The organism is Pseudomonas sp. 210_17 TE3656, from assembly GCF_054821965.1.
On the sequence record NZ_JBTRBC010000001.1, the window covers coordinates 3,248,295 to 3,264,196 of the forward strand.

Here is a 15,902-nt window from a genome sequence, read left to right on the forward strand (position 1 = left end):
AGCTCTCACAAGTGAATGGACAGACCGTCGGCCAGAGACTGCCGATAGGCACGCCAGGCCGGCACGCTACCCATGAGCAGTGCGGCCCCGAGAATGATCGCCAGCAGGCTCCACTCATGGGCGCTCGGCCAGGCCAGCGGCAGGAACAGTCCGTAGTTGGCCTGTACATAACCCTGGGCCAGGGCAATCCCCAGGTACAGCAAGCCCAGACCGGCAGCGATGCCGACCACTGCCAGGGCCAGCGCCTCAAGTACCAACAGCCCGGCAATATGCCACGGACGGGCGCCGACCGAACGCAAAATGGCCATCTCCCGGCGCCGCTCGTTGAGGCTGGTGAGGATGGCGGTGAGCATGCCGATCAACCCGGTCAGCACGACGAACAGAGAGACCACGAACAACGCCTGCTCGGCAGTGCCCATCAGGCTCCAGAGTTCTTGCAGGGCGACCCCTGGCAGGATCGCCAGCAGCGGCTCATTGCGGTACTCGTTGATCTCGCGCTGCAGGCTGAAGGTGGCGATTTTGTTGTTCAGGCCTAGCATGAACGCGGTGATTGCGGCGGGCTTGAGGTCCATGTCACGCGCCTGCTCGGCGCTGATCCGTCCGGCACCACGGGCCGGTACGCCGTTGTGCCAGTCGATGTGAATCGCTTCCATGCCGCCGAGGCTGATGTGCAGGGTGCGGTCCACCGGGGTGCCGGTGCGCTGCAGCACGCCGACCACGGTGAAGGGTTTGTCGTCATGCTTGACCAGGCTGATGGCGGCCACACCGTGGGCCAGTACCAGCTTGTCACCGAGCTTGTAATGCAGGGCCTGGGCGACTTCGGCGCCCAGCACCACTTCGAACGGGTCGGTGGCGAACGCGCGGCCCTCGGCCAATTGCAAGTTTTGCTTGCGGCCGTACTGATAATGCTCGAAGTAACTGCCGGTAGTGCCCATAACCCGGTAGCCGCGATGCGAGTCACCGAGTGAAATCGGAATCGCCCATTTCACCCGCTTGTCACTGGCGTAGTGTTCGTAGCTGTCCCAGCGGATGTTGTTGGTGGCATTGCCGATGCGGAACACCGAATACAGCAGCAGGTTTACCGAACCGGAACGGGCGCCGACGATCAGGTCGGTGCCGCTGATGGTGCTGGCGAAGCTGGCGCGGGCTTCGGTGCGTACCCGCTCAACGGCCAGTAGCAAGCACACCGACAGGGCGATGGCAAAGGCGGTCAGAAAGGCGGTGAAACGACGGTTGGCGAGGCTCGCCAGGGCTAGACGGAGCAGGTACATCAGGCCTCCTGAGCGTTGGCTGGCAGGGCTGCGCGGTTGAGCTCGGCGAGTGACAACTGGCGGTCGAACAACGTGGCCAGGCTCTGGTCGTGGCTGACGAACAGCAGGCTGGAGCCGGCGTCACGGCATTCGGCGAACAGCAGACGAATGAACGCTTCGCGGGTGTCGGCGTCGAGGGCTGAGGTCGGCTCATCGGCGATCACCAGTTCCGGCTGGCCGATCAGCGCGCGGGCGGCAGCGACCCGCTGCTGCTGGCCGATCGACAGGCTGTCGGCGCGGCGGGCGAGCAAGTCCGGATCTTTCAGGCCAAGGTGGGCGAGCAGACTGGCGGCTGCCTGGTCGATACTGCCGTGGCGTTCGGCGGCGCGTTGCGCGCGGCTGCGCGAGAAGCGGCAGGGCAGTTCGACGTTTTCCCGTACGGAAAGAAACGGCAGCAGGTTGAACTGCTGGAAAATGTAGCCGGTGTGATCAACGCGGAAGCGATCACGGGCGCCCTGTTTCAACTTGCTCAAGTCCTGGCCAAGCAGGCGGATGCTGCCGCGGTCGGGTACCTGCACACCGCCGAGCAGGCCGAGCAGGGTGGTTTTGCCGCTGCCGCTGGGGCCTTTGAGAAACAACGATTCGCCGGCTTCCAGGCGCAAGGCGGGAATCTCCAGCAGGGGGGCTTGGCCCGGCCAGGCAAAGCCCAGGTCGGTCAGTTCAATCAGTGCCTGGCTCATAAATGAACGCCCGGGTTACCCCGGGGCGTTTCGCTGCAAAAGGGCTATCAGAAGGTGATCGTGGTTTTCGCCGGGGTCGCTTCGACGCCCTGCTGACCGTTTGGCCCGATCAGTTGTAGCTGAATTTTCTGGGTGGCGGGGAAGGCTTTGAACAGCGGGCTCAGGTCGAGGTTGGTGAGTTGCTCGGGCTTCTCGCAATTGAGTCGGTAGTGCGCATGGATGTCGCTGTGGTCATGGGCGTGGCCGTCATCATCCGCCGCTGGCTTGTCGCCGAACAGCGGGCTTTCCAGTTCCTGATCGTTTTCGCTGCAGTTGGCCGCCTTGCTCAAGGCGAACAAGGCCAGCGGCTTTTCCAGCTGGGCGCGCACGGTGGCGACCTTGGCTTTATCGGCAGCGCTGCTGGGCGCATGCTCGAAACCAACCAGGTTCATCGCCGGGCTGTCCAGTTCCAGCTCCAGAGCTTTGCCATCGAGAACCACATTGAGGCGAGCGACGCCGTGCTCATGGGCGGCGAGGCTGCCATGAGCGTGGTCATGATCGTGCTCGTGGTCCTCATGGGCATGAGCAACGGCCAGGGGCAGCAAGGCGAACGGCAGGGCAAGGAACAGGCGACGCATGGGCAGGACTCCACGAGGGCACAGGATATGTTTGGTTATGTTATAACAACTTATTCTGCAGGTGCCAGTGCGCTTGGCGACGGATCGTCGGCGTGGGAGCATGGAGCCCGTCACTGAGTAGAGGAAACGACCGTGCGAATTCGTGGACATATCGGCGATTGGCCGGTGGATTTGACCCTGGAGCTGGACCCGGCGGAATGGGCGCATCTGGGCGGACAATTGGCGGCTGTGGCGCCGGTCGCGACGGCTGCTGCAGTGGCATCGGTGGCCAATGCCCGGCCGGATGACGCACTCTGGCAGGCGGCACGTGAGGTATTGCGCAACGCCGGGCAGCTCAATGGGCCCGAGTTGCTTGAACATCTGGAAGGGCTGGCGGGGAGTACTGCAGCGGGCAAGCGCCTGCTGGTGCGCTTGCGCCATAGTGCCGAGGTGAAGGTCGAAAGCGGGGCGGATGCGCCGGTTTATCACTGGGTGGGGTGAGTCTGTGCTGGCTTCATCGCTGGCAAGGCCTGCTCCCACAGGGTTCGGAGATCACCATGTTCCATTGTGGGAGCCGGCCTTGCCGGCGATGGGGCCGGATGCTTAATACAAGGCAGCAAACAGCTTGCGCCGGTAAGTCCCCACCAACGGATGATCATTGCCCAGCAGATCGAACACCTGCAGCAAGGTCTTGTGCGGCAAGCCGCCTTCATAACCGCGATTACGCATGAACAGCTTGAGCATGCCGTCCAGCGCCGCTTCGTACTGCTGGCGGGAAAGCTGCTGGATGCACAGCTGATAGGCCGCTTCATCATCCTCGCTGTTCTTCGCCAGACGCGCCTTGAGGTCGGCAACTTCCGGCAGGCTCGCGGCCTGACGCAGGAACGTCAGCTGAGCCTTGGCGCCGGCCAGGGCAGCCTTGTGCTCATCGCTCTTGACCGCATCCAGCACGGTCTGGGCTTCACCCAGTTCACCGCGTTCAGCCAGGCAACGGGCGTACAGAATCAAGGCAGCGGCATTGCTGTTGTCTTCGCTCAGCAGCGCTTTCAGCGTGGATTCGGCTTCGCTGAAGCGCCCTTCGGCAAACAGTCCCTGAGCCAGCTCCAGCGGATCGGCAGCAGCCGGCGGCGGCATTTGCACATGCGGCTCGAGCAGCGCACGGATCGCCGACTCAGGCTGGGCACCGGCAAAACCGTCGACCGGCTGACCGTCTTTGAACAGCACCACGGTTGGCAGGCTGCGAATGCCGAAGCGGGCAACGATGTCCTGTTCGATATCGCAGTTGACCTTGGCCAGCAACAGCTCGCCTTGATAACTTTCGGTGATTTGCGCAAGCAGCGGCATCAGCGCCTTGCAGGGGGCGCACCACTCGGCCCAGAAATCCACCAGCACCGGTTTGTGGTGGGAGTTGGCGATTACCAGCTGATCGAAATCGGCAGCGCTGGTATCGAAAACATAGGGTGTGTCTTGGCTCATCGCGACTCTCGAAAATCCGTGAATGACATCACTATAAAGGCTGGCGGCTGGCGTGGTACAGGCTGACCCGGCGGAATTCGTGGGGCTCGGCCAGGTCCGGCAGGGTCAGGGCCTCCAGCACGCCCAAAGGCTGGTACAGCGGATGACTGAAGTCGCGTACCCGCGAGTCGGCCACCAGGGCTTGCTGGCCGCGGCTGAGGAACTCATCGAGCAGTGGCAGGTTGGCCCGGTCATAGAGCACGTCGGCCACCAGGATCAGGTCGAAACGGTCGGCTTCCTGGAAGAAGTCCTCGGAATAGCTCAGCTCCACGCCATTGAGCTCGGCGTTGGCCCGGCAGGCTTGCAGGGCCAGCGGGTCGAGATCACAGGCCACGACCTCAAGAGCGCCTGCACGGGCGGCTGCGATCCCGGCGATCCCGGAGCCGGCGCCAAAATCCAGCACGCGCTTGCCTTCTACCCAGTGCCGGTGCTGGTCCAGGTAGCGGGCCATGGCCAGGCCACTGGCCCAGCAGAAGCTCCAGTACGGCGGCTCGTGGAGGATGCGCCGGGTTTCTTCCGAACTGAATTCGCGGTCCATGTTCTCGGCATCGATCAGCCACAGCTTGAGCGCGCACTCAGGCAGGTCGCTGACCACCAGGCGGGCATCGCCGAGCAGTTCGCCCAAGGCCTGTTGTAAAGGTGCGGGTGCCATTATGGCGCTCGTTCGAAACGTAGCGGGCCGGTGGCCTGGGTCTGCGCCTGGAAAATCCGCACAGGCGGCAGGTGCAGGATCAGTTGCCCGGATTTGCTCGCGCGGCCGCGCAATTCGACCCGCGCGCCGGCCGGGAAGGCTTCGGGGTTGAAGCGCAGTTGGTACGGCAGGTCCAGGCCATTGCTGCTGAGCGTGCTGCTGGCCAGCAGGTCTTGCGGGCGGCCGCGGTCATCGATGACCAGCAAGGCCAGTTCGACTTCGGCACCGGCCGGAATATTGAGCAAGGTTCCGCTCAATTCACGTTGATAGGCCGGCAAAGGGCCGAGGTTTTTCGCGGTTTTACTGGCAACCGGTGCTTTTGGGGCCGGTGCAGTCTGGGGTTGATCGCTGCTGCAGGCTGCCAGCAAGGCGGCAAGACTGAGCACAACGAGCGCTCGAAATGGCATGGGGAATTCCTTCGCGGCATATTTCCTGAGTGGATGGTAACCCCTTTGGCTTGTCTTGCCAGTGGGATGCGCTACCATGGCCCTCCCTTTTTTTGTTGCCTGCCACCATGCACTGTCCCTTCTGCGGTGCCAACGACACCAAGGTCATCGACTCTCGACTGGTTGCCGAGGGCGAGCAAGTGCGCCGCCGGCGCGAATGCGTCGCCTGCGGTGAGCGGTTCACCACCTTCGAAACCGCCGAGCTGGTTTTGCCGCGCCTGATCAAACAGGACGGCAGCCGCCAACCCTTCGACGAAGAAAAACTGCGCGCCGGAATGCAGCGCGCCCTAGAAAAACGCCCGGTCAGCGTCGAGCGCCTGGAAGCGGCGCTGGCGCACATCAAGCACAAGCTGCGGGCAACCGGCGAACGCGAGGTCAAATCGCTGGTGGTCGGTGAGCTGGTGATGAACGAGCTGCAGAAGCTCGATGAAGTCGCCTACATCCGCTTCGCCTCGGTCTACCGGCGCTTCCAGGACCTCAACGAGTTTCGCGAAGAAATCGACCGCCTGGCCCGTGAGCCGGCTAAAGAATGAGCATGTCCAACGAACGCGCGGTACTCGACGCCCATTACATGGCCCGGGCCCTGGAACTGGCCCGCAAGGGCTTGTATTCGACCCACCCGAATCCGCGCGTCGGTTGTGTGATTGTTCGCGACGGCCAGATCGTCGGCGAAGGCTGGCATGTGCGTGCCGGTGAGCCGCACGCCGAAGTGCATGCGCTGCGTCAGGCCGACGAGCTGGCCCGTGGCGCCTGTGCCTACGTCACCCTTGAACCGTGCAGCCACCACGGGCGCACGCCGCCGTGTGCCGAGGCGCTGGTCAAGGCTGGCGTGGCGCGGGTGGTCGCCGCCATGCAGGACCCTAACCCGCAAGTCGCAGGTCAAGGCCTCAAGCGTCTGGCCGAAGTCGGCATCGAAGTCGCCAGTGGCGTTCTCGAAGCCGAGGCGCGCGCGCTCAACCCGGGCTTTCTCAAGCGCATGGAATGCGGTCTGCCCTTCGTGCGGGCCAAACTGGCAATGAGCCTGGATGGCCGCACGGCCATGGCCAACGGTGAAAGCCAGTGGATCACCGGGCCCGCCGCGCGCTCAGCAGTACAGCGTCTGCGAGCACGCTCCAGCGTGGTGTTGACCAGTGCCGAAAGCGTACTGGCCGACAAGGCGCGGATGACGGTGCGCGCTGACGAGCTGGGCCTCGATCCGCAAACCACAGCCCTGGCCCTGGCGCGTCCGCCCCAGCGGGTGCTGGTCGATGGCCGCTTGCGCCTGCCGCTGGATGCGCCGTTCTTCCAGGCCGGCCCGGCGCTGGTGGTCACTGCCGCCAGCGACGACCCGCGTTACGCCGAAGCCGGCCATGAGCTGCTGAGCCTGCCGGGCGAGGGCGGCCGGGTCGACCTGCCTGCGCTGATGCGCGAACTGGCGCAGCGTGGCACCAGTGAAGTGCTGCTCGAGGCCGGTGCCGGCCTGGTCGGGGCCTTTGCCCAGCTTGGCCTGATCGATGAATACCAGATCTTTGTTGCCGGCAAGTTCCTCGGTTCCAGTGCCCGTCCGTTGCTGGACTGGCCGCTGAACCACATGAATGAAGCGGTGCAGCTGAAAATCACTGAAATGCGCGCGGTAGGCGATGACTGGCGAGTCACTGCCATCCCTGTGCCGGCGTCCGGCGTATAATTCCAGGCTAGCCACGCGCAGCCCTGTTCTCGAGGAGGACTCATGTTTACTGGCATCATCGAATCCATCGGCAGCATCCGCTCGCTGACGCCCAAAGGTGGCGACGTGCGGGTCTATGTCGAAACCGGCAAGCTCGACCTGGGCGACGTCAAACTCGGCGACAGCATCGCTGTCAATGGTGTGTGCCTGACTGCGGTCGAGCTGCCTGGCGATGGCTTCTGGGCTGACGTCAGCCGTGAAACCCTCGACTGCACCGCCTTCAACGAGCTGAAAAGCGGCAGCCGGGTCAACCTGGAAAAAGCCCTGACCCCGACCACCCGCCTGGGCGGCCATCTGGTCAGCGGCCACGTCGACGGTGTAGGCGAAGTGGTTTCGCGCAGCGATAACGCCCGCGCCATCCAGTTCCGCATTCGTGCACCCAAGGAGCTGGCCAAGTACATTGCCCACAAAGGCTCGATCACCGTCGATGGCACCAGTCTGACCGTGAACGTCGTCGATGGCGCCGAGTTCGAGCTGACCATCGTCCCGCATACCCTGGCCGAAACCATCATGGCCGACTACCGTCCAGGTCGTCGGGTCAACCTTGAGGTCGACCTGCTGGCCCGTTACCTGGAGCGTTTGCTGCTGGGTGACAAAGCCGCCGAGCCGAACACCGGCAGCGGCATTACCGAAAGTTTCCTGGCCGCCAACGGCTACCTGAAATCCTGATTTGAAAGGGGGTGCCGCGTGGCGCTCAACAGCATCGAAGAACTGGTTGAAGACATCCGCCAGGGCAAAATGGTCATCCTCATGGATGACGAAGACCGCGAGAACGAAGGCGACCTGATCATGGCCGCCGAGTGCTGCAAGGCCGAACACATCAACTTCATGGCCAAGCACGCCCGTGGCCTGATCTGCATGCCGATGTCGCGCGAGCGCTGCGAGACGCTCAAGCTGCCACTGATGGCGCCGCGTAACGGTTCGGGTTTCGGTACCAAGTTCACCGTTTCGATCGAAGCCGCCGAAGGGGTGACCACCGGTATCTCCGCCGCTGACCGTGCGCGCACCGTGCAAGCGGCCGCCGCCCGTGATGCCAAGGCCGAAGACATCGTCAGCCCCGGTCACATCTTCCCGCTGATGGCCCAGCCTGGCGGCACCCTGGCCCGCGCCGGCCACACCGAAGCTGCCTGCGACCTGGCGCGCATGGCCGGGTTCGAGCCAAGCGGGGTGATCTGCGAAGTGATGAACGACGACGGCACCATGTCGCGTCGTCCAGAGCTGGAAACCTTTGCTGCCGAGCATGGCATCAAGATCGGCACCATCGCCGACCTGATCCACTACCGGATGATCCACGAACGTACCATTCAGCGGATTTCCGAGCAGCCGCTGGACAGCGAACTGGGCAGTTTCAACCTGGTGACCTACCGCGATTCGGTCGAAGGTGACGTGCACATGGCCCTGACCCTGGGCAACATCTGCGCGGAAGAACCGACCCTGGTGCGCGTGCACAACATGGACCCGCTGCGTGACCTGCTGATGGTCAAGCAACCGGGCCGCTGGAGCCTGCGTGCCGCCATGAGCGCGGTTGCCGAGGCTGGCAGCGGTGTCGTGCTGCTGCTCGGTCACCCGCTGGAAGGCGACGTGCTGTTGGCGCATATCCGCGAAAGCGCCGATGCCGCGCCGGCGAAAACCCCGACCACTTACAGCACCGTCGGTGCCGGTTCGCAGATCCTGCGCGACCTGGGCGTTCGCAAAATGCGCCTGATGAGTTCGCCAATGAAGTTCAATGCGATATCCGGATTCGATCTGGAAGTTGTAGAATACGTGCCCTCCGAATAAAGCAGGCGGTTTGTCGCGCTGCCATTCGTGTCCCAAACCCTCACAGGCCGCCATTTGCGGCCTGGCTCTTTAAGATGAGAACTCGCAATGACCCTGAAGACCATCGAAGGTACCTTCATTGCCCCCAAAGGTCGCTATGCTTTGGTGGTTGGCCGCTTTAACAGCTTCGTCGTCGAAAGCCTGGTAAGCGGTGCTGTTGATGCCCTGGTTCGCCATGGCGTGAGCGAAAGCGACATCACCATTATCCGTGCCCCGGGTGCTTTCGAAATCCCGCTAGTAGCACAGAAAGTCGCCCAACAAAGCGAATACGCTGCAATCATCGCCCTGGGCGCAGTGATTCGTGGCGGTACCCCGCACTTCGAATACGTAGCGGGCGAGTGCACCAAGGGCCTGGCCCAGGTGTCCATGGAGTTCGGCGTACCGGTTGCCTTCGGTGTCCTGACTGTCGATTCGATCGAACAGGCCATTGAGCGTTCCGGCACCAAAGCCGGCAACAAGGGTGCCGAAGCGGCCCTGTCCGCTCTGGAAATGGTCAGCCTGCTGGCGCAGTTGGAGGCCAAGTGATTAGCGACGAAAGCGATCGTTTCAACCCGCGCGATCCAAAACCTGCGGATGCTGGCAAGCCATCGAAGAGCGCCAAGCGTCGCGAAGCCCGTCAGCTCGCGACTCAGGCACTGTATCAATGGCACATGGCCCGGCAATCGCTGAACGAGATCGAAGCGCAGTTCCGGGTCGATAACGATTTCACCGATGTCGACGGTGCCTACTTCCGCGAAATCCTCCACGGGGTTCCGGCGAAGAAAGTCGAGATCGACGAAGCACTGAAGCCGTGCCTGGACCTGGCCCTTGAAGAGCTCGATCCAGTTGAACTGGCGGTACTGCGCCTGTCCACCTGGGAGTTCATGATGCGCGCTGATGTACCGTACCGCGTCGTCATCAACGAAGGCGTCGAGCTGGCCAAGGTGTTCGGTGCCACTGACGGCCACAAGTTCGTCAACGGTGTGCTCGACAAGCTGGCTCCGCGGCTGCGTGAAGCCGAAGTAAAGGCGTTCAAGCGCTGATTGCGGCGCTGATTGCCAATGGGTGAGTTCGAGCTGATTCGCCATTACTTCGCCGCTGCGCCCTGTGCGCAAGGCGGCGAAGCGGTTGCGCTGGGCATTGGCGATGATTGTGCCTTGCTCAGCCTGCCGCCTGGCGAGCAACTGGCGATCTCCACCGACACGCTGGTGGCCGGGGTGCATTTCCCGGCTGTCTGCGACCCTTTTCTGCTCGGTCAGCGTTCGCTGGCTGTTGCCGCCAGTGATCTGGCTGCCATGGGTGCTACACCCATCGGTTTTACCCTTGCCCTGACCCTGCCAGAAGTGCGTGCCGACTGGCTGCAGGCCTATGCCCGCGGACTGAACCAGATGGCTCAGGCTTGCAGGCTGAGCCTGATCGGTGGCGACACCACCCGTGGCCCGTTGAGCCTGACCATGACCGTATTCGGTCGTGTGCCGGCAGGCCAGGCCTTGACTCGCAGTGGCGCGCGCGCCGGCGACCTGCTGTGTGTCGGCGGCGAGCTGGGCAATGCCGCCGGCGCCTTGCCTTTGGTCCTCGGCCAGCGTCAGGCCGATCCCGCTGTAGCCGATCCGTTGCTCGCCCATTACTGGTCGCCGCAGCCGCAATTTGCCCTGGGGCAGGCGCTGCGCGGCAAGGCGACTGCGGCGCTGGATATCTCCGATGGCTTGTTGGCCGACTGCGGGCATATCGCCAAGGCTTCGCAGGTGTCGCTGCAGGTCGAGCTGGATCGGCTGCCGTTGTCTGCTGCACTGCAAGCGTTCTTCGGTCATGCAGGCGCTCAACAGGCCGCACTGGCCGGCGGCGACGACTATGTACTGGCGTTCACCTTGCCTGAAACCGAGCTGGCACCTCTGCTGGCTGCGGGTTGGCCGATCCATGTGGTGGGGCGTGCGGGCACTGGCGCTGGCGTCAGCCTGGTGGACGGCCAGGGACAGGACATCACCCCGACAACCCGGGGCTATCAACATTTTAGGGAGCAACCGTGACCGATCACCCCAATCAGGTGCCTGCGGAGAACGTTCCGCCGTCGGTCTGGCGCAATCCGTGGCACTTTCTCGCATTCGGCTTCGGCTCCGGGACCTTGCCCAAGGCGCCGGGAACCTGGGGCTCGCTGGTAGCTTTGCCGTTTATCCCGTTGTGGCAGATGTTGCCCGACTGGGGCTATTGGCTGATGCTCGGCCTGACCATGCTGTTCGGCTTCTGGCTGTGCGGCAAGGTTGCCGATGACTTGCGTGTTCATGACCATGAAGGCATTGTCTGGGACGAGATGGTCGGCATGTGGATCACCCTGTGGTTGGTCCCCGAAGGCTGGCAGTGGCTGTTGGCGGGCTTTTTGATGTTCCGCTTTTTCGACATCCTTAAACCCTGGCCGATTCGCTGGGTTGACCGCCATGTGCACGGCGGTGTCGGTATCATGCTTGACGATGTGCTGGCGGGCGTCTTCGCTTGGTTGGGTATGCAGGTGCTTGTATGGAGTGTCACTTAAGGGAGTGGTGCAATGCGTGGATGGCGAGTAGTCCTGTTGATTCTGGCGCTGGTCGCCAACGGTGTTCACGCCAGCGAGACAATCGAAGTTCCCAAGCAAGTAAGGCTGGCCAGTGAGCGCTGGGAGGATTACACCAACGCTGACGGTACGGGTATTGCCTGGGATATCCTGCGCAAGGTGTTCGAGCCGGCCGGTGTCAAGGTAGAGGTGCTCAGCGTGCCGTACAGCCGGGCAATTGGCCTGGTCAAGCGCGGAGAAGCCGATGCCTGGGTCGGCTCCTATCACGAAGAAAGCACCGACAACCTCTACCCGCGGTGGAATTTCGACACCGACCATATCTACGCCCTGAGCCTTACCAGCAAGCCTGTGCCGACCCCGGAGAACCTGGGGCAGTTCAAGCTTTCCTGGGTGCGCGGCTATGACTATCAGGACTACCTGCCCAATGTCGGCGAGTACCGGGAAGTGCAGCGTCGCGAAGGGATCTTGCCAATGCTCGAACGCGGGCGTGTGGATTTCTACATCGATGCGCAGACTGAAGTTGACTACGTTCTAAGCCAGGCTGCAGCAGGTGAGCGGCGCAGGTTTCGCAGCACGCACATTGCCGAACTGCCGCTGTATCTGGCCTTTGGCAAAACTGATGAGGCCCGGGCGCTCAAGGAACTGTTTGACCAGCGAATGGACAAACTGGTCGCCAGTGGCGAGTTGCGTGAAATCTTCAGCCATTGGTCTCAGCCCTATCCGTTCGATGAGAAGGCGCGCCTGGAGTAGGCCAAATCGTATCTATCGATGGGTTTGAGCAAAGATTCGACCTGAGCAGCCCGTGCACATGCTGGTACAATCGGCTCACTTTATTCTTCAAGCTTTCAAATCAGGAGCACAAAGTGCCCGTCGTCTTTGTTGCCGCTTCCAAGCTGCCTACCCCGTTTGCGATTTTCACCATGCATGGTTTTCTCGATGAAGCCACGGGCCGCGAGCACGTTGTGCTCAGCCTGGGTGATATCGCCGATGGGCAACCGGTGCTCGGACGCCTGCATTCCGAATGCCTGACCGGCGATGCTTTGTTCAGCCAGCGTTGCGACTGCGGTTCTCAGCTTGAGGCTGCCCTGCAGGCTATCGCCCGCGAAGGCCGTGGCGTACTGCTGTACCTGCGCCAGGAAGGCCGTGGCATTGGCCTGTTGAACAAAATTCGCGCTTACGAGCTGCAGGACGGTGGCGCCGACACGGTCGAGGCCAACGAGCGCCTGGGCTTTGCCGCCGACCAGCGTGACTATGGCATGTGCCAGCCGATGCTTGAGCACCTGGGGGTCAAGTCGCTGCGATTGATGACCAACAACCCGCGCAAGGTCAAGGCACTGACCGGCATGGGCATCCCGGTTGCCGAGCGTGTGCCGCTGCACACCGGTCATAACCCGCATAACAAACACTACCTGGCCACCAAGGCTGGCAAGCTCGGTCACATGATGGGCAACGAGCACCAGGGCGAGGCCGGTCGGGCGTGACCCGCGCCCAGGTTCGCCGTCGCCTCGAACTCGCCTGGTGGCAATACCTGGCGCTGGCGTTGGCGCCGTTGCTGGTATTTGCCTGGGCCTTTGGTGACCTGCAGGCATTGATTGCAGTCCTGGCCATGCCGGTGTTCATCGCCGGTGTGGCCTCGATGTTCCTCAGCCTGCCACGCTTTGGTGCCTACAAACGGGCACTGATCGCTACCCAGAAAGCCCTCGACAGCGACGCCGAACCTGGCGCCTGGACCGAACTGGGGCGTGTACGGCGCCTGGGCATGCTGTTCGCCTGCCTGCCGGCATGGATATCAGCGTTGTCGGTGTTCGTCGGCCTGGAAGCGGTGCCGCAGATCCTCCTGGCGATCTCCAGCCTGGTACTGCTCTACCTCTACCGTATCCCGCGTCAGCTCGGCTGATGCGCGGCGTTCTGCTGCTGGTGTTGCTGGCACTGGCCACGCCACTGGCGGCTGCTTCGCGGGTGGTCAGCCTGGCCCCCTCGCTGTCGGAAATCGTTGTCGAACTGCACGCCACTGATCTGCTGGTGGGCATGCTCGACGGTGGCGAGCGGCCAGCGGCCTTGGCCCAGGTGCCTTCGGTCGGGCGCTACGGCCAGATCGACATGGAGCGGCTGCTCAGTCTCAAGCCTGATCTGTTGCTGCTCTGGCCGGGCAGCGTTCCGGCGGCCCAGCGTGACCAACTCACGCGTCTGGGTATCGCCACCTACACCGCCGACCCCCATGGCATTGATGAGCTGATCGAACAGATTGAGGCCATCGGTGTGCAAATGGGGCGCGCGGAGCAAGGGCGAGCGCGTGCGCAGCAGCTGCGTGAGCAATTGCACAAGCTTCGTGCGCAGTATCATCGTCAACAGCCGCTAAGGGTGTTCTACCAGGTGTGGGACAAACCTTTGTACACCGTCGGCGGCGGGCAGATCGTCAGTGATGCCCTGGCGGTGTGCGGCGCGCGTAATGTGTTCGCCGAGCTCAAGGTGCCTGCGCCACAGGTGAATCTGGAGTCGGTGCTGTTGCGCGATCCCCAGGTGATCCTCGCCAGCGACCAGGCCCAGCTCGACGCCTGGAAGGCCTGGCCGCAGGTCGATGCCGTGCGCCATGGGCGTTTGCTGCTGGTGCCGGACAAGGGCCTGGAACGGCCCAGCGGGCAGATGATCGAAGCGACGGCGCGGTTGTGTCAGGTGCTCGACGTTAAAGCGCCGGTGTCCAGGTGATGCCGAGCAGCCAGGTGCGGCCTTCTTCGCGGTAACCGTACTGGCTACCTTCGTAGGTATACAGAGCGCGGGAATAAGCCTTGTCCAGCAAGTTGTCGACCTTCAGGTCCAGCTTGATTTCAGGATTCAATGTCCAGCTGCTGCGTAGGCCGAGAAGGCCATAGCCGCCCAGGCTATTGCTGTTGGCCTCATCGTCGTAACTGCTGCTCACCGCCTGCCAGCTGGCGCCCAGCCCCAGTTGATCGAACTGCCGATCAAGGTCCAGGCTCAGGGTGCGGCGAGCGCGGCGGGCCAGGGTATGACCGCTGTCGCGATCGCGAGGGTCAATCAGCGCCAGGCCGAGGTTGCTCTGCCAGCCGAACCATTGTTGGTGCAGGGCCGCTTCAAAGCCGTTGATTCGGGCTGAGGCCACGTTGCGCGGGATCGAACCTTCACCAAAGATGATCGCATCGCGCAGGTCCGTACGGTAAATCGAGGTTTCCAGACGACTGTCTGCACCGAGCTGGCTTCGCCACTGCAGTTCGTAGCTTTTCGAACGCTCAGGCTTGAGGTTCGGGTTGCTGTACTGCGGGTAATACAGGTCGTTGAACGTCGGGGCGCGGAAGCCTTCGCTGTAGGACAGCAGCAGGTCGTTATCCGGGTTGACTGGCAGGGTCAGGCTGCCGCTCCAGGTATTCTGCCCACCGAACTGCTGGTTCTGGTCGCGACGCAAGCCCAGTTCGGTGGAAAACCACTCCCCCTTGAAGCGGTGCTGGATAAAGGCTGCGCGGTTCCAGCGGCTATCCTCGTCGAAGTCGGTGCTGCCGTGAACACGGTCCTGGTACCAGTCGGCGCCGATCATCAGGCTGTTCTGCTCATCGAGCGTCAGGTCGTTCTGCCAGCTGGCTGAATCGCGATAGGTGTTGAACTCGCTGCTGTCGCTGCTGAGTTTGTCGCGCTTCTTGTCGCGGTTTTCGCTGTGGCCGACTTCGAGACGCGAATACCAGTGCTCGTTGAGTTGTGCGCCCAGGTAGGTGCCCAGGCTACTGACGGTGTAGTCGGTGTAGGGGGCTTGGCCGAAACTCTGGAAGGTGTCCATGTCGAAGCGCCCGTACGGGTTGTCGTACTCGCTGCGACCGCGGCTGTCGAGGAGGTTGAGGCCGGCTTCTATCTCGTCACTGAAGTTGTGGCTCAGGCTCAGGTTGAACGACTTGTTGCGATAGGCGTCATGGTCGCCATCGCTTGGGTAGGAGGTGTGGCTCCAGTCGATACCGGCGCTTTCATCGAGGCTGGCACCGAGATTGAAGCGGGTATCCTGGTCGCCGCCAGAAAGGCCGAGGCTGCGTTGCCAGGTCTGATTGCTGCCTGCGGCCAGGCGCAGGCGTGGCTGCAGACCCTCTTGGGCGCTGCGGCGGGTGAAGATCTGGATGACACCGCCAATAGCGTCGCTGCCGTAGACCGCCGAACGTGAACCGCGCAGTACTTCCACCCGCTCGATCTGGTCGATATTCAAAAACTGCAGACCGCTGTCACCGGAGGTGGCGTTGGCAATGCGCACGCCGTCGACCAGCACCAGGCTTTGAGCGGTCTTGCTGCCGCGGATGTAGATGCCGGGCACGCTGCCACGTCCGCCGGTAGGCGCGACCTGTACGCCCGGCACGCGGGTCAGCAGGTCGGTGACGCTGGAGGGCTGCAGGCGATCGATGTCGTCGCGGGTGAACACCGTATTGGCGGCACTGGATTGCGTGCGGTCCTCGACCTGGCGGTTAGCGCTGATCAGGGTGTCGGGCAGCTTCAGGGCGCTGTCGCGGTCGATGGGATCGGCGAGGAGGGCGGTGGGCAGGCAGAGCAGGAGCGGGGAAAGGCGATAGAGCTTCATGGCAGTTCCATTGCTATCGCGGGGCAAGCCCGCTCCCACAAAATCCTGTGGGA

Annotated in this window: 20 protein-coding genes; 13 read left to right on the forward strand and 7 right to left on the reverse strand. The window is 62.9% G+C overall.

Annotated features, from left to right (window positions below; all coding sequences use genetic code 11):
* Positions 1-5: 5 nt before the first annotated feature.
* From ACVI9W_RS15240 to ACVI9W_RS15250, 3 genes are read right to left on the reverse strand one after another with little or no spacing between them, the layout of a single operon-like run.
* A complete protein-coding gene (locus ACVI9W_RS15240; protein ID WP_038606241.1) occupies positions 6-1,271 on the reverse strand; it encodes an ABC transporter permease in 1,266 nt (421 codons plus the stop codon).
* Positions 1,271-1,990 (reverse strand): ABC transporter ATP-binding protein, encoded by a 720-nt coding sequence (locus ACVI9W_RS15245; protein WP_038606243.1) that lies wholly within the window; start codon positions 1,988-1,990, stop codon positions 1,271-1,273. Before ACVI9W_RS15245 ends, ACVI9W_RS15240 begins: the two co-directional genes overlap by 1 nt.
* 47 nt (positions 1,991-2,037) lie before the next feature.
* Positions 2,038-2,607, reverse strand: a complete 570-nt coding sequence (locus ACVI9W_RS15250) for a DUF2796 domain-containing protein (RefSeq protein ID WP_461530416.1) — start codon at positions 2,605-2,607, stop codon at positions 2,038-2,040.
* Positions 2,608-2,739: 132 nt separating this feature from the next.
* Here ACVI9W_RS15250 and ACVI9W_RS15255 point away from each other — a divergent pair, with 132 nt between their 5' ends.
* Positions 2,740-3,087, forward strand: a complete 348-nt coding sequence (locus tag ACVI9W_RS15255) for a hypothetical protein (RefSeq protein ID WP_461530417.1) — start codon at positions 2,740-2,742, stop codon at positions 3,085-3,087.
* A gap of 102 nt (positions 3,088-3,189) precedes the next feature.
* Here ACVI9W_RS15255 and trxA read toward each other — a convergent pair whose 3' ends face one another.
* From trxA to ACVI9W_RS15270, 3 genes are read right to left on the reverse strand one after another with little or no spacing between them, the layout of a single operon-like run.
* Complete coding sequence (gene trxA / locus ACVI9W_RS15260; RefSeq protein ID WP_461530418.1) at positions 3,190-4,062, reverse strand: thioredoxin; 873 nt, start codon at positions 4,060-4,062, stop codon at positions 3,190-3,192.
* Between the two features lie 31 nt (positions 4,063-4,093).
* Positions 4,094-4,753, reverse strand: coding sequence for a class I SAM-dependent methyltransferase (locus ACVI9W_RS15265; protein WP_038606254.1), 660 nt, complete (start codon positions 4,751-4,753; stop codon positions 4,094-4,096).
* Positions 4,753-5,199, reverse strand: a complete 447-nt coding sequence (locus ACVI9W_RS15270) for a hypothetical protein (RefSeq protein ID WP_461530419.1) — start codon at positions 5,197-5,199, stop codon at positions 4,753-4,755. Before ACVI9W_RS15270 ends, ACVI9W_RS15265 begins: the two co-directional genes overlap by 1 nt.
* Before the next feature lie 107 nt (positions 5,200-5,306).
* Here ACVI9W_RS15270 and nrdR point away from each other — a divergent pair, with 107 nt between their 5' ends.
* From nrdR to ACVI9W_RS15330, 12 genes are all read left to right on the forward strand, one after another.
* Positions 5,307-5,771 carry a transcriptional regulator NrdR gene (gene nrdR, locus ACVI9W_RS15275; RefSeq protein ID WP_038606259.1) on the forward strand — a complete coding sequence of 155 codons (465 nt, stop codon included), beginning with the start codon at positions 5,307-5,309 and terminating at the stop codon, positions 5,769-5,771.
* A gap of 2 nt (positions 5,772-5,773) precedes the next feature.
* A complete protein-coding gene (gene ribD, locus ACVI9W_RS15280) occupies positions 5,774-6,904 on the forward strand; it encodes a bifunctional diaminohydroxyphosphoribosylaminopyrimidine deaminase/5-amino-6-(5-phosphoribosylamino)uracil reductase RibD (protein WP_461530420.1) in 1,131 nt (376 codons plus the stop codon).
* A gap of 42 nt (positions 6,905-6,946) precedes the next feature.
* Positions 6,947-7,612 carry a riboflavin synthase gene (locus tag ACVI9W_RS15285; protein ID WP_157190994.1) on the forward strand — a complete coding sequence of 222 codons (666 nt, stop codon included), beginning with the start codon at positions 6,947-6,949 and terminating at the stop codon, positions 7,610-7,612.
* Positions 7,613-7,630: 18 nt separating this feature from the next.
* On the forward strand, positions 7,631-8,722 hold the full coding sequence (gene ribBA, locus ACVI9W_RS15290) for a bifunctional 3,4-dihydroxy-2-butanone-4-phosphate synthase/GTP cyclohydrolase II (RefSeq protein ID WP_191831404.1): 1,092 nt from the start codon (positions 7,631-7,633) through the stop codon (positions 8,720-8,722).
* Between the two features lie 87 nt (positions 8,723-8,809).
* Positions 8,810-9,286, forward strand: coding sequence for a 6,7-dimethyl-8-ribityllumazine synthase (ribH, locus tag ACVI9W_RS15295; RefSeq protein ID WP_028944446.1), 477 nt, complete (start codon positions 8,810-8,812; stop codon positions 9,284-9,286).
* Positions 9,283-9,783: a transcription antitermination factor NusB gene (gene nusB / locus ACVI9W_RS15300; RefSeq protein WP_038606270.1), complete on the forward strand. Its 501-nt coding sequence runs from the start codon at positions 9,283-9,285 to the stop codon at positions 9,781-9,783. Before ribH ends, nusB begins: the two co-directional genes overlap by 4 nt.
* Before the next feature lie 18 nt (positions 9,784-9,801).
* On the forward strand, positions 9,802-10,767 hold the full coding sequence (gene thiL, locus ACVI9W_RS15305; protein WP_461530421.1) for a thiamine-phosphate kinase: 966 nt from the start codon (positions 9,802-9,804) through the stop codon (positions 10,765-10,767).
* On the forward strand, positions 10,764-11,267 hold the full coding sequence (locus ACVI9W_RS15310; RefSeq protein ID WP_038606274.1) for a phosphatidylglycerophosphatase A family protein: 504 nt from the start codon (positions 10,764-10,766) through the stop codon (positions 11,265-11,267). The genes thiL and ACVI9W_RS15310 overlap by 4 nt, the downstream gene beginning before the upstream one ends.
* 12 nt (positions 11,268-11,279) lie before the next feature.
* Positions 11,280-12,035 carry a substrate-binding periplasmic protein gene (locus ACVI9W_RS15315; protein WP_461530422.1) on the forward strand — a complete coding sequence of 252 codons (756 nt, stop codon included), beginning with the start codon at positions 11,280-11,282 and terminating at the stop codon, positions 12,033-12,035.
* 113 nt (positions 12,036-12,148) lie between these two features.
* Complete coding sequence (ribA, locus tag ACVI9W_RS15320) at positions 12,149-12,766, forward strand: GTP cyclohydrolase II (RefSeq protein ID WP_038606280.1); 618 nt, start codon at positions 12,149-12,151, stop codon at positions 12,764-12,766.
* A complete protein-coding gene (locus tag ACVI9W_RS15325; protein WP_461530423.1) occupies positions 12,763-13,182 on the forward strand; it encodes an MFS transporter in 420 nt (139 codons plus the stop codon). The genes ribA and ACVI9W_RS15325 overlap by 4 nt, the downstream gene beginning before the upstream one ends.
* Positions 13,182-13,991: a cobalamin-binding protein gene (locus ACVI9W_RS15330; protein ID WP_461530424.1), complete on the forward strand. Its 810-nt coding sequence runs from the start codon at positions 13,182-13,184 to the stop codon at positions 13,989-13,991. Before ACVI9W_RS15325 ends, ACVI9W_RS15330 begins: the two co-directional genes overlap by 1 nt.
* On the opposite strand, the gene ACVI9W_RS15335 is transcribed toward ACVI9W_RS15330, so the two are convergent.
* The gene (locus tag ACVI9W_RS15335; protein WP_461530425.1) at positions 13,969-15,849 is read right to left on the reverse strand and encodes a TonB-dependent receptor domain-containing protein; all 1,881 of its coding nucleotides are present in this window, start codon (positions 15,847-15,849) and stop codon (positions 13,969-13,971) included. The two genes, ACVI9W_RS15330 and ACVI9W_RS15335, sit on opposite strands and share 23 nt — an antisense overlap.
* Positions 15,850-15,902 lie beyond the last annotated feature (53 nt).

Excerpts from the sequence above, each read along its gene's own strand:
- ACVI9W_RS15240 (WP_038606241.1), bottom strand. The coding sequence starts at position 1,271 with ATGTACCTGCTCCGTCTAGCCCTGGCGAGCCTCGCCAACCGTCGTTTC.
- ACVI9W_RS15245 (WP_038606243.1), bottom strand. The coding sequence starts at position 1,990 with ATGAGCCAGGCACTGATTGAACTGACCGACCTGGGCTTTGCCTGGCCG.
- ACVI9W_RS15250 (WP_461530416.1), bottom strand. The coding sequence starts at position 2,607 with ATGCGTCGCCTGTTCCTTGCCCTGCCGTTCGCCTTGCTGCCCCTGGCC.
- trxA (WP_461530418.1), bottom strand. The coding sequence starts at position 4,062 with ATGAGCCAAGACACACCCTATGTTTTCGATACCAGCGCTGCCGATTTC.
- ACVI9W_RS15265 (WP_038606254.1), bottom strand. The coding sequence starts at position 4,753 with ATGGCACCCGCACCTTTACAACAGGCCTTGGGCGAACTGCTCGGCGAT.
- ACVI9W_RS15270 (WP_461530419.1), bottom strand. The coding sequence starts at position 5,199 with ATGCCATTTCGAGCGCTCGTTGTGCTCAGTCTTGCCGCCTTGCTGGCA.
- nrdR (WP_038606259.1), top strand. The coding sequence starts at position 5,307 with ATGCACTGTCCCTTCTGCGGTGCCAACGACACCAAGGTCATCGACTCT.
- ribD (WP_461530420.1), top strand. The coding sequence starts at position 5,774 with ATGTCCAACGAACGCGCGGTACTCGACGCCCATTACATGGCCCGGGCC.
- ACVI9W_RS15285 (WP_157190994.1), top strand. The coding sequence starts at position 6,947 with ATGTTTACTGGCATCATCGAATCCATCGGCAGCATCCGCTCGCTGACG.
- ribH (WP_028944446.1), top strand. The coding sequence starts at position 8,810 with ATGACCCTGAAGACCATCGAAGGTACCTTCATTGCCCCCAAAGGTCGC.
- thiL (WP_461530421.1), top strand. The coding sequence starts at position 9,802 with ATGGGTGAGTTCGAGCTGATTCGCCATTACTTCGCCGCTGCGCCCTGT.
- ACVI9W_RS15315 (WP_461530422.1), top strand. The coding sequence starts at position 11,280 with ATGCGTGGATGGCGAGTAGTCCTGTTGATTCTGGCGCTGGTCGCCAAC.
- ACVI9W_RS15330 (WP_461530424.1), top strand. The coding sequence starts at position 13,182 with ATGCGCGGCGTTCTGCTGCTGGTGTTGCTGGCACTGGCCACGCCACTG.
- ACVI9W_RS15335 (WP_461530425.1), bottom strand. The coding sequence starts at position 15,849 with ATGAAGCTCTATCGCCTTTCCCCGCTCCTGCTCTGCCTGCCCACCGCC.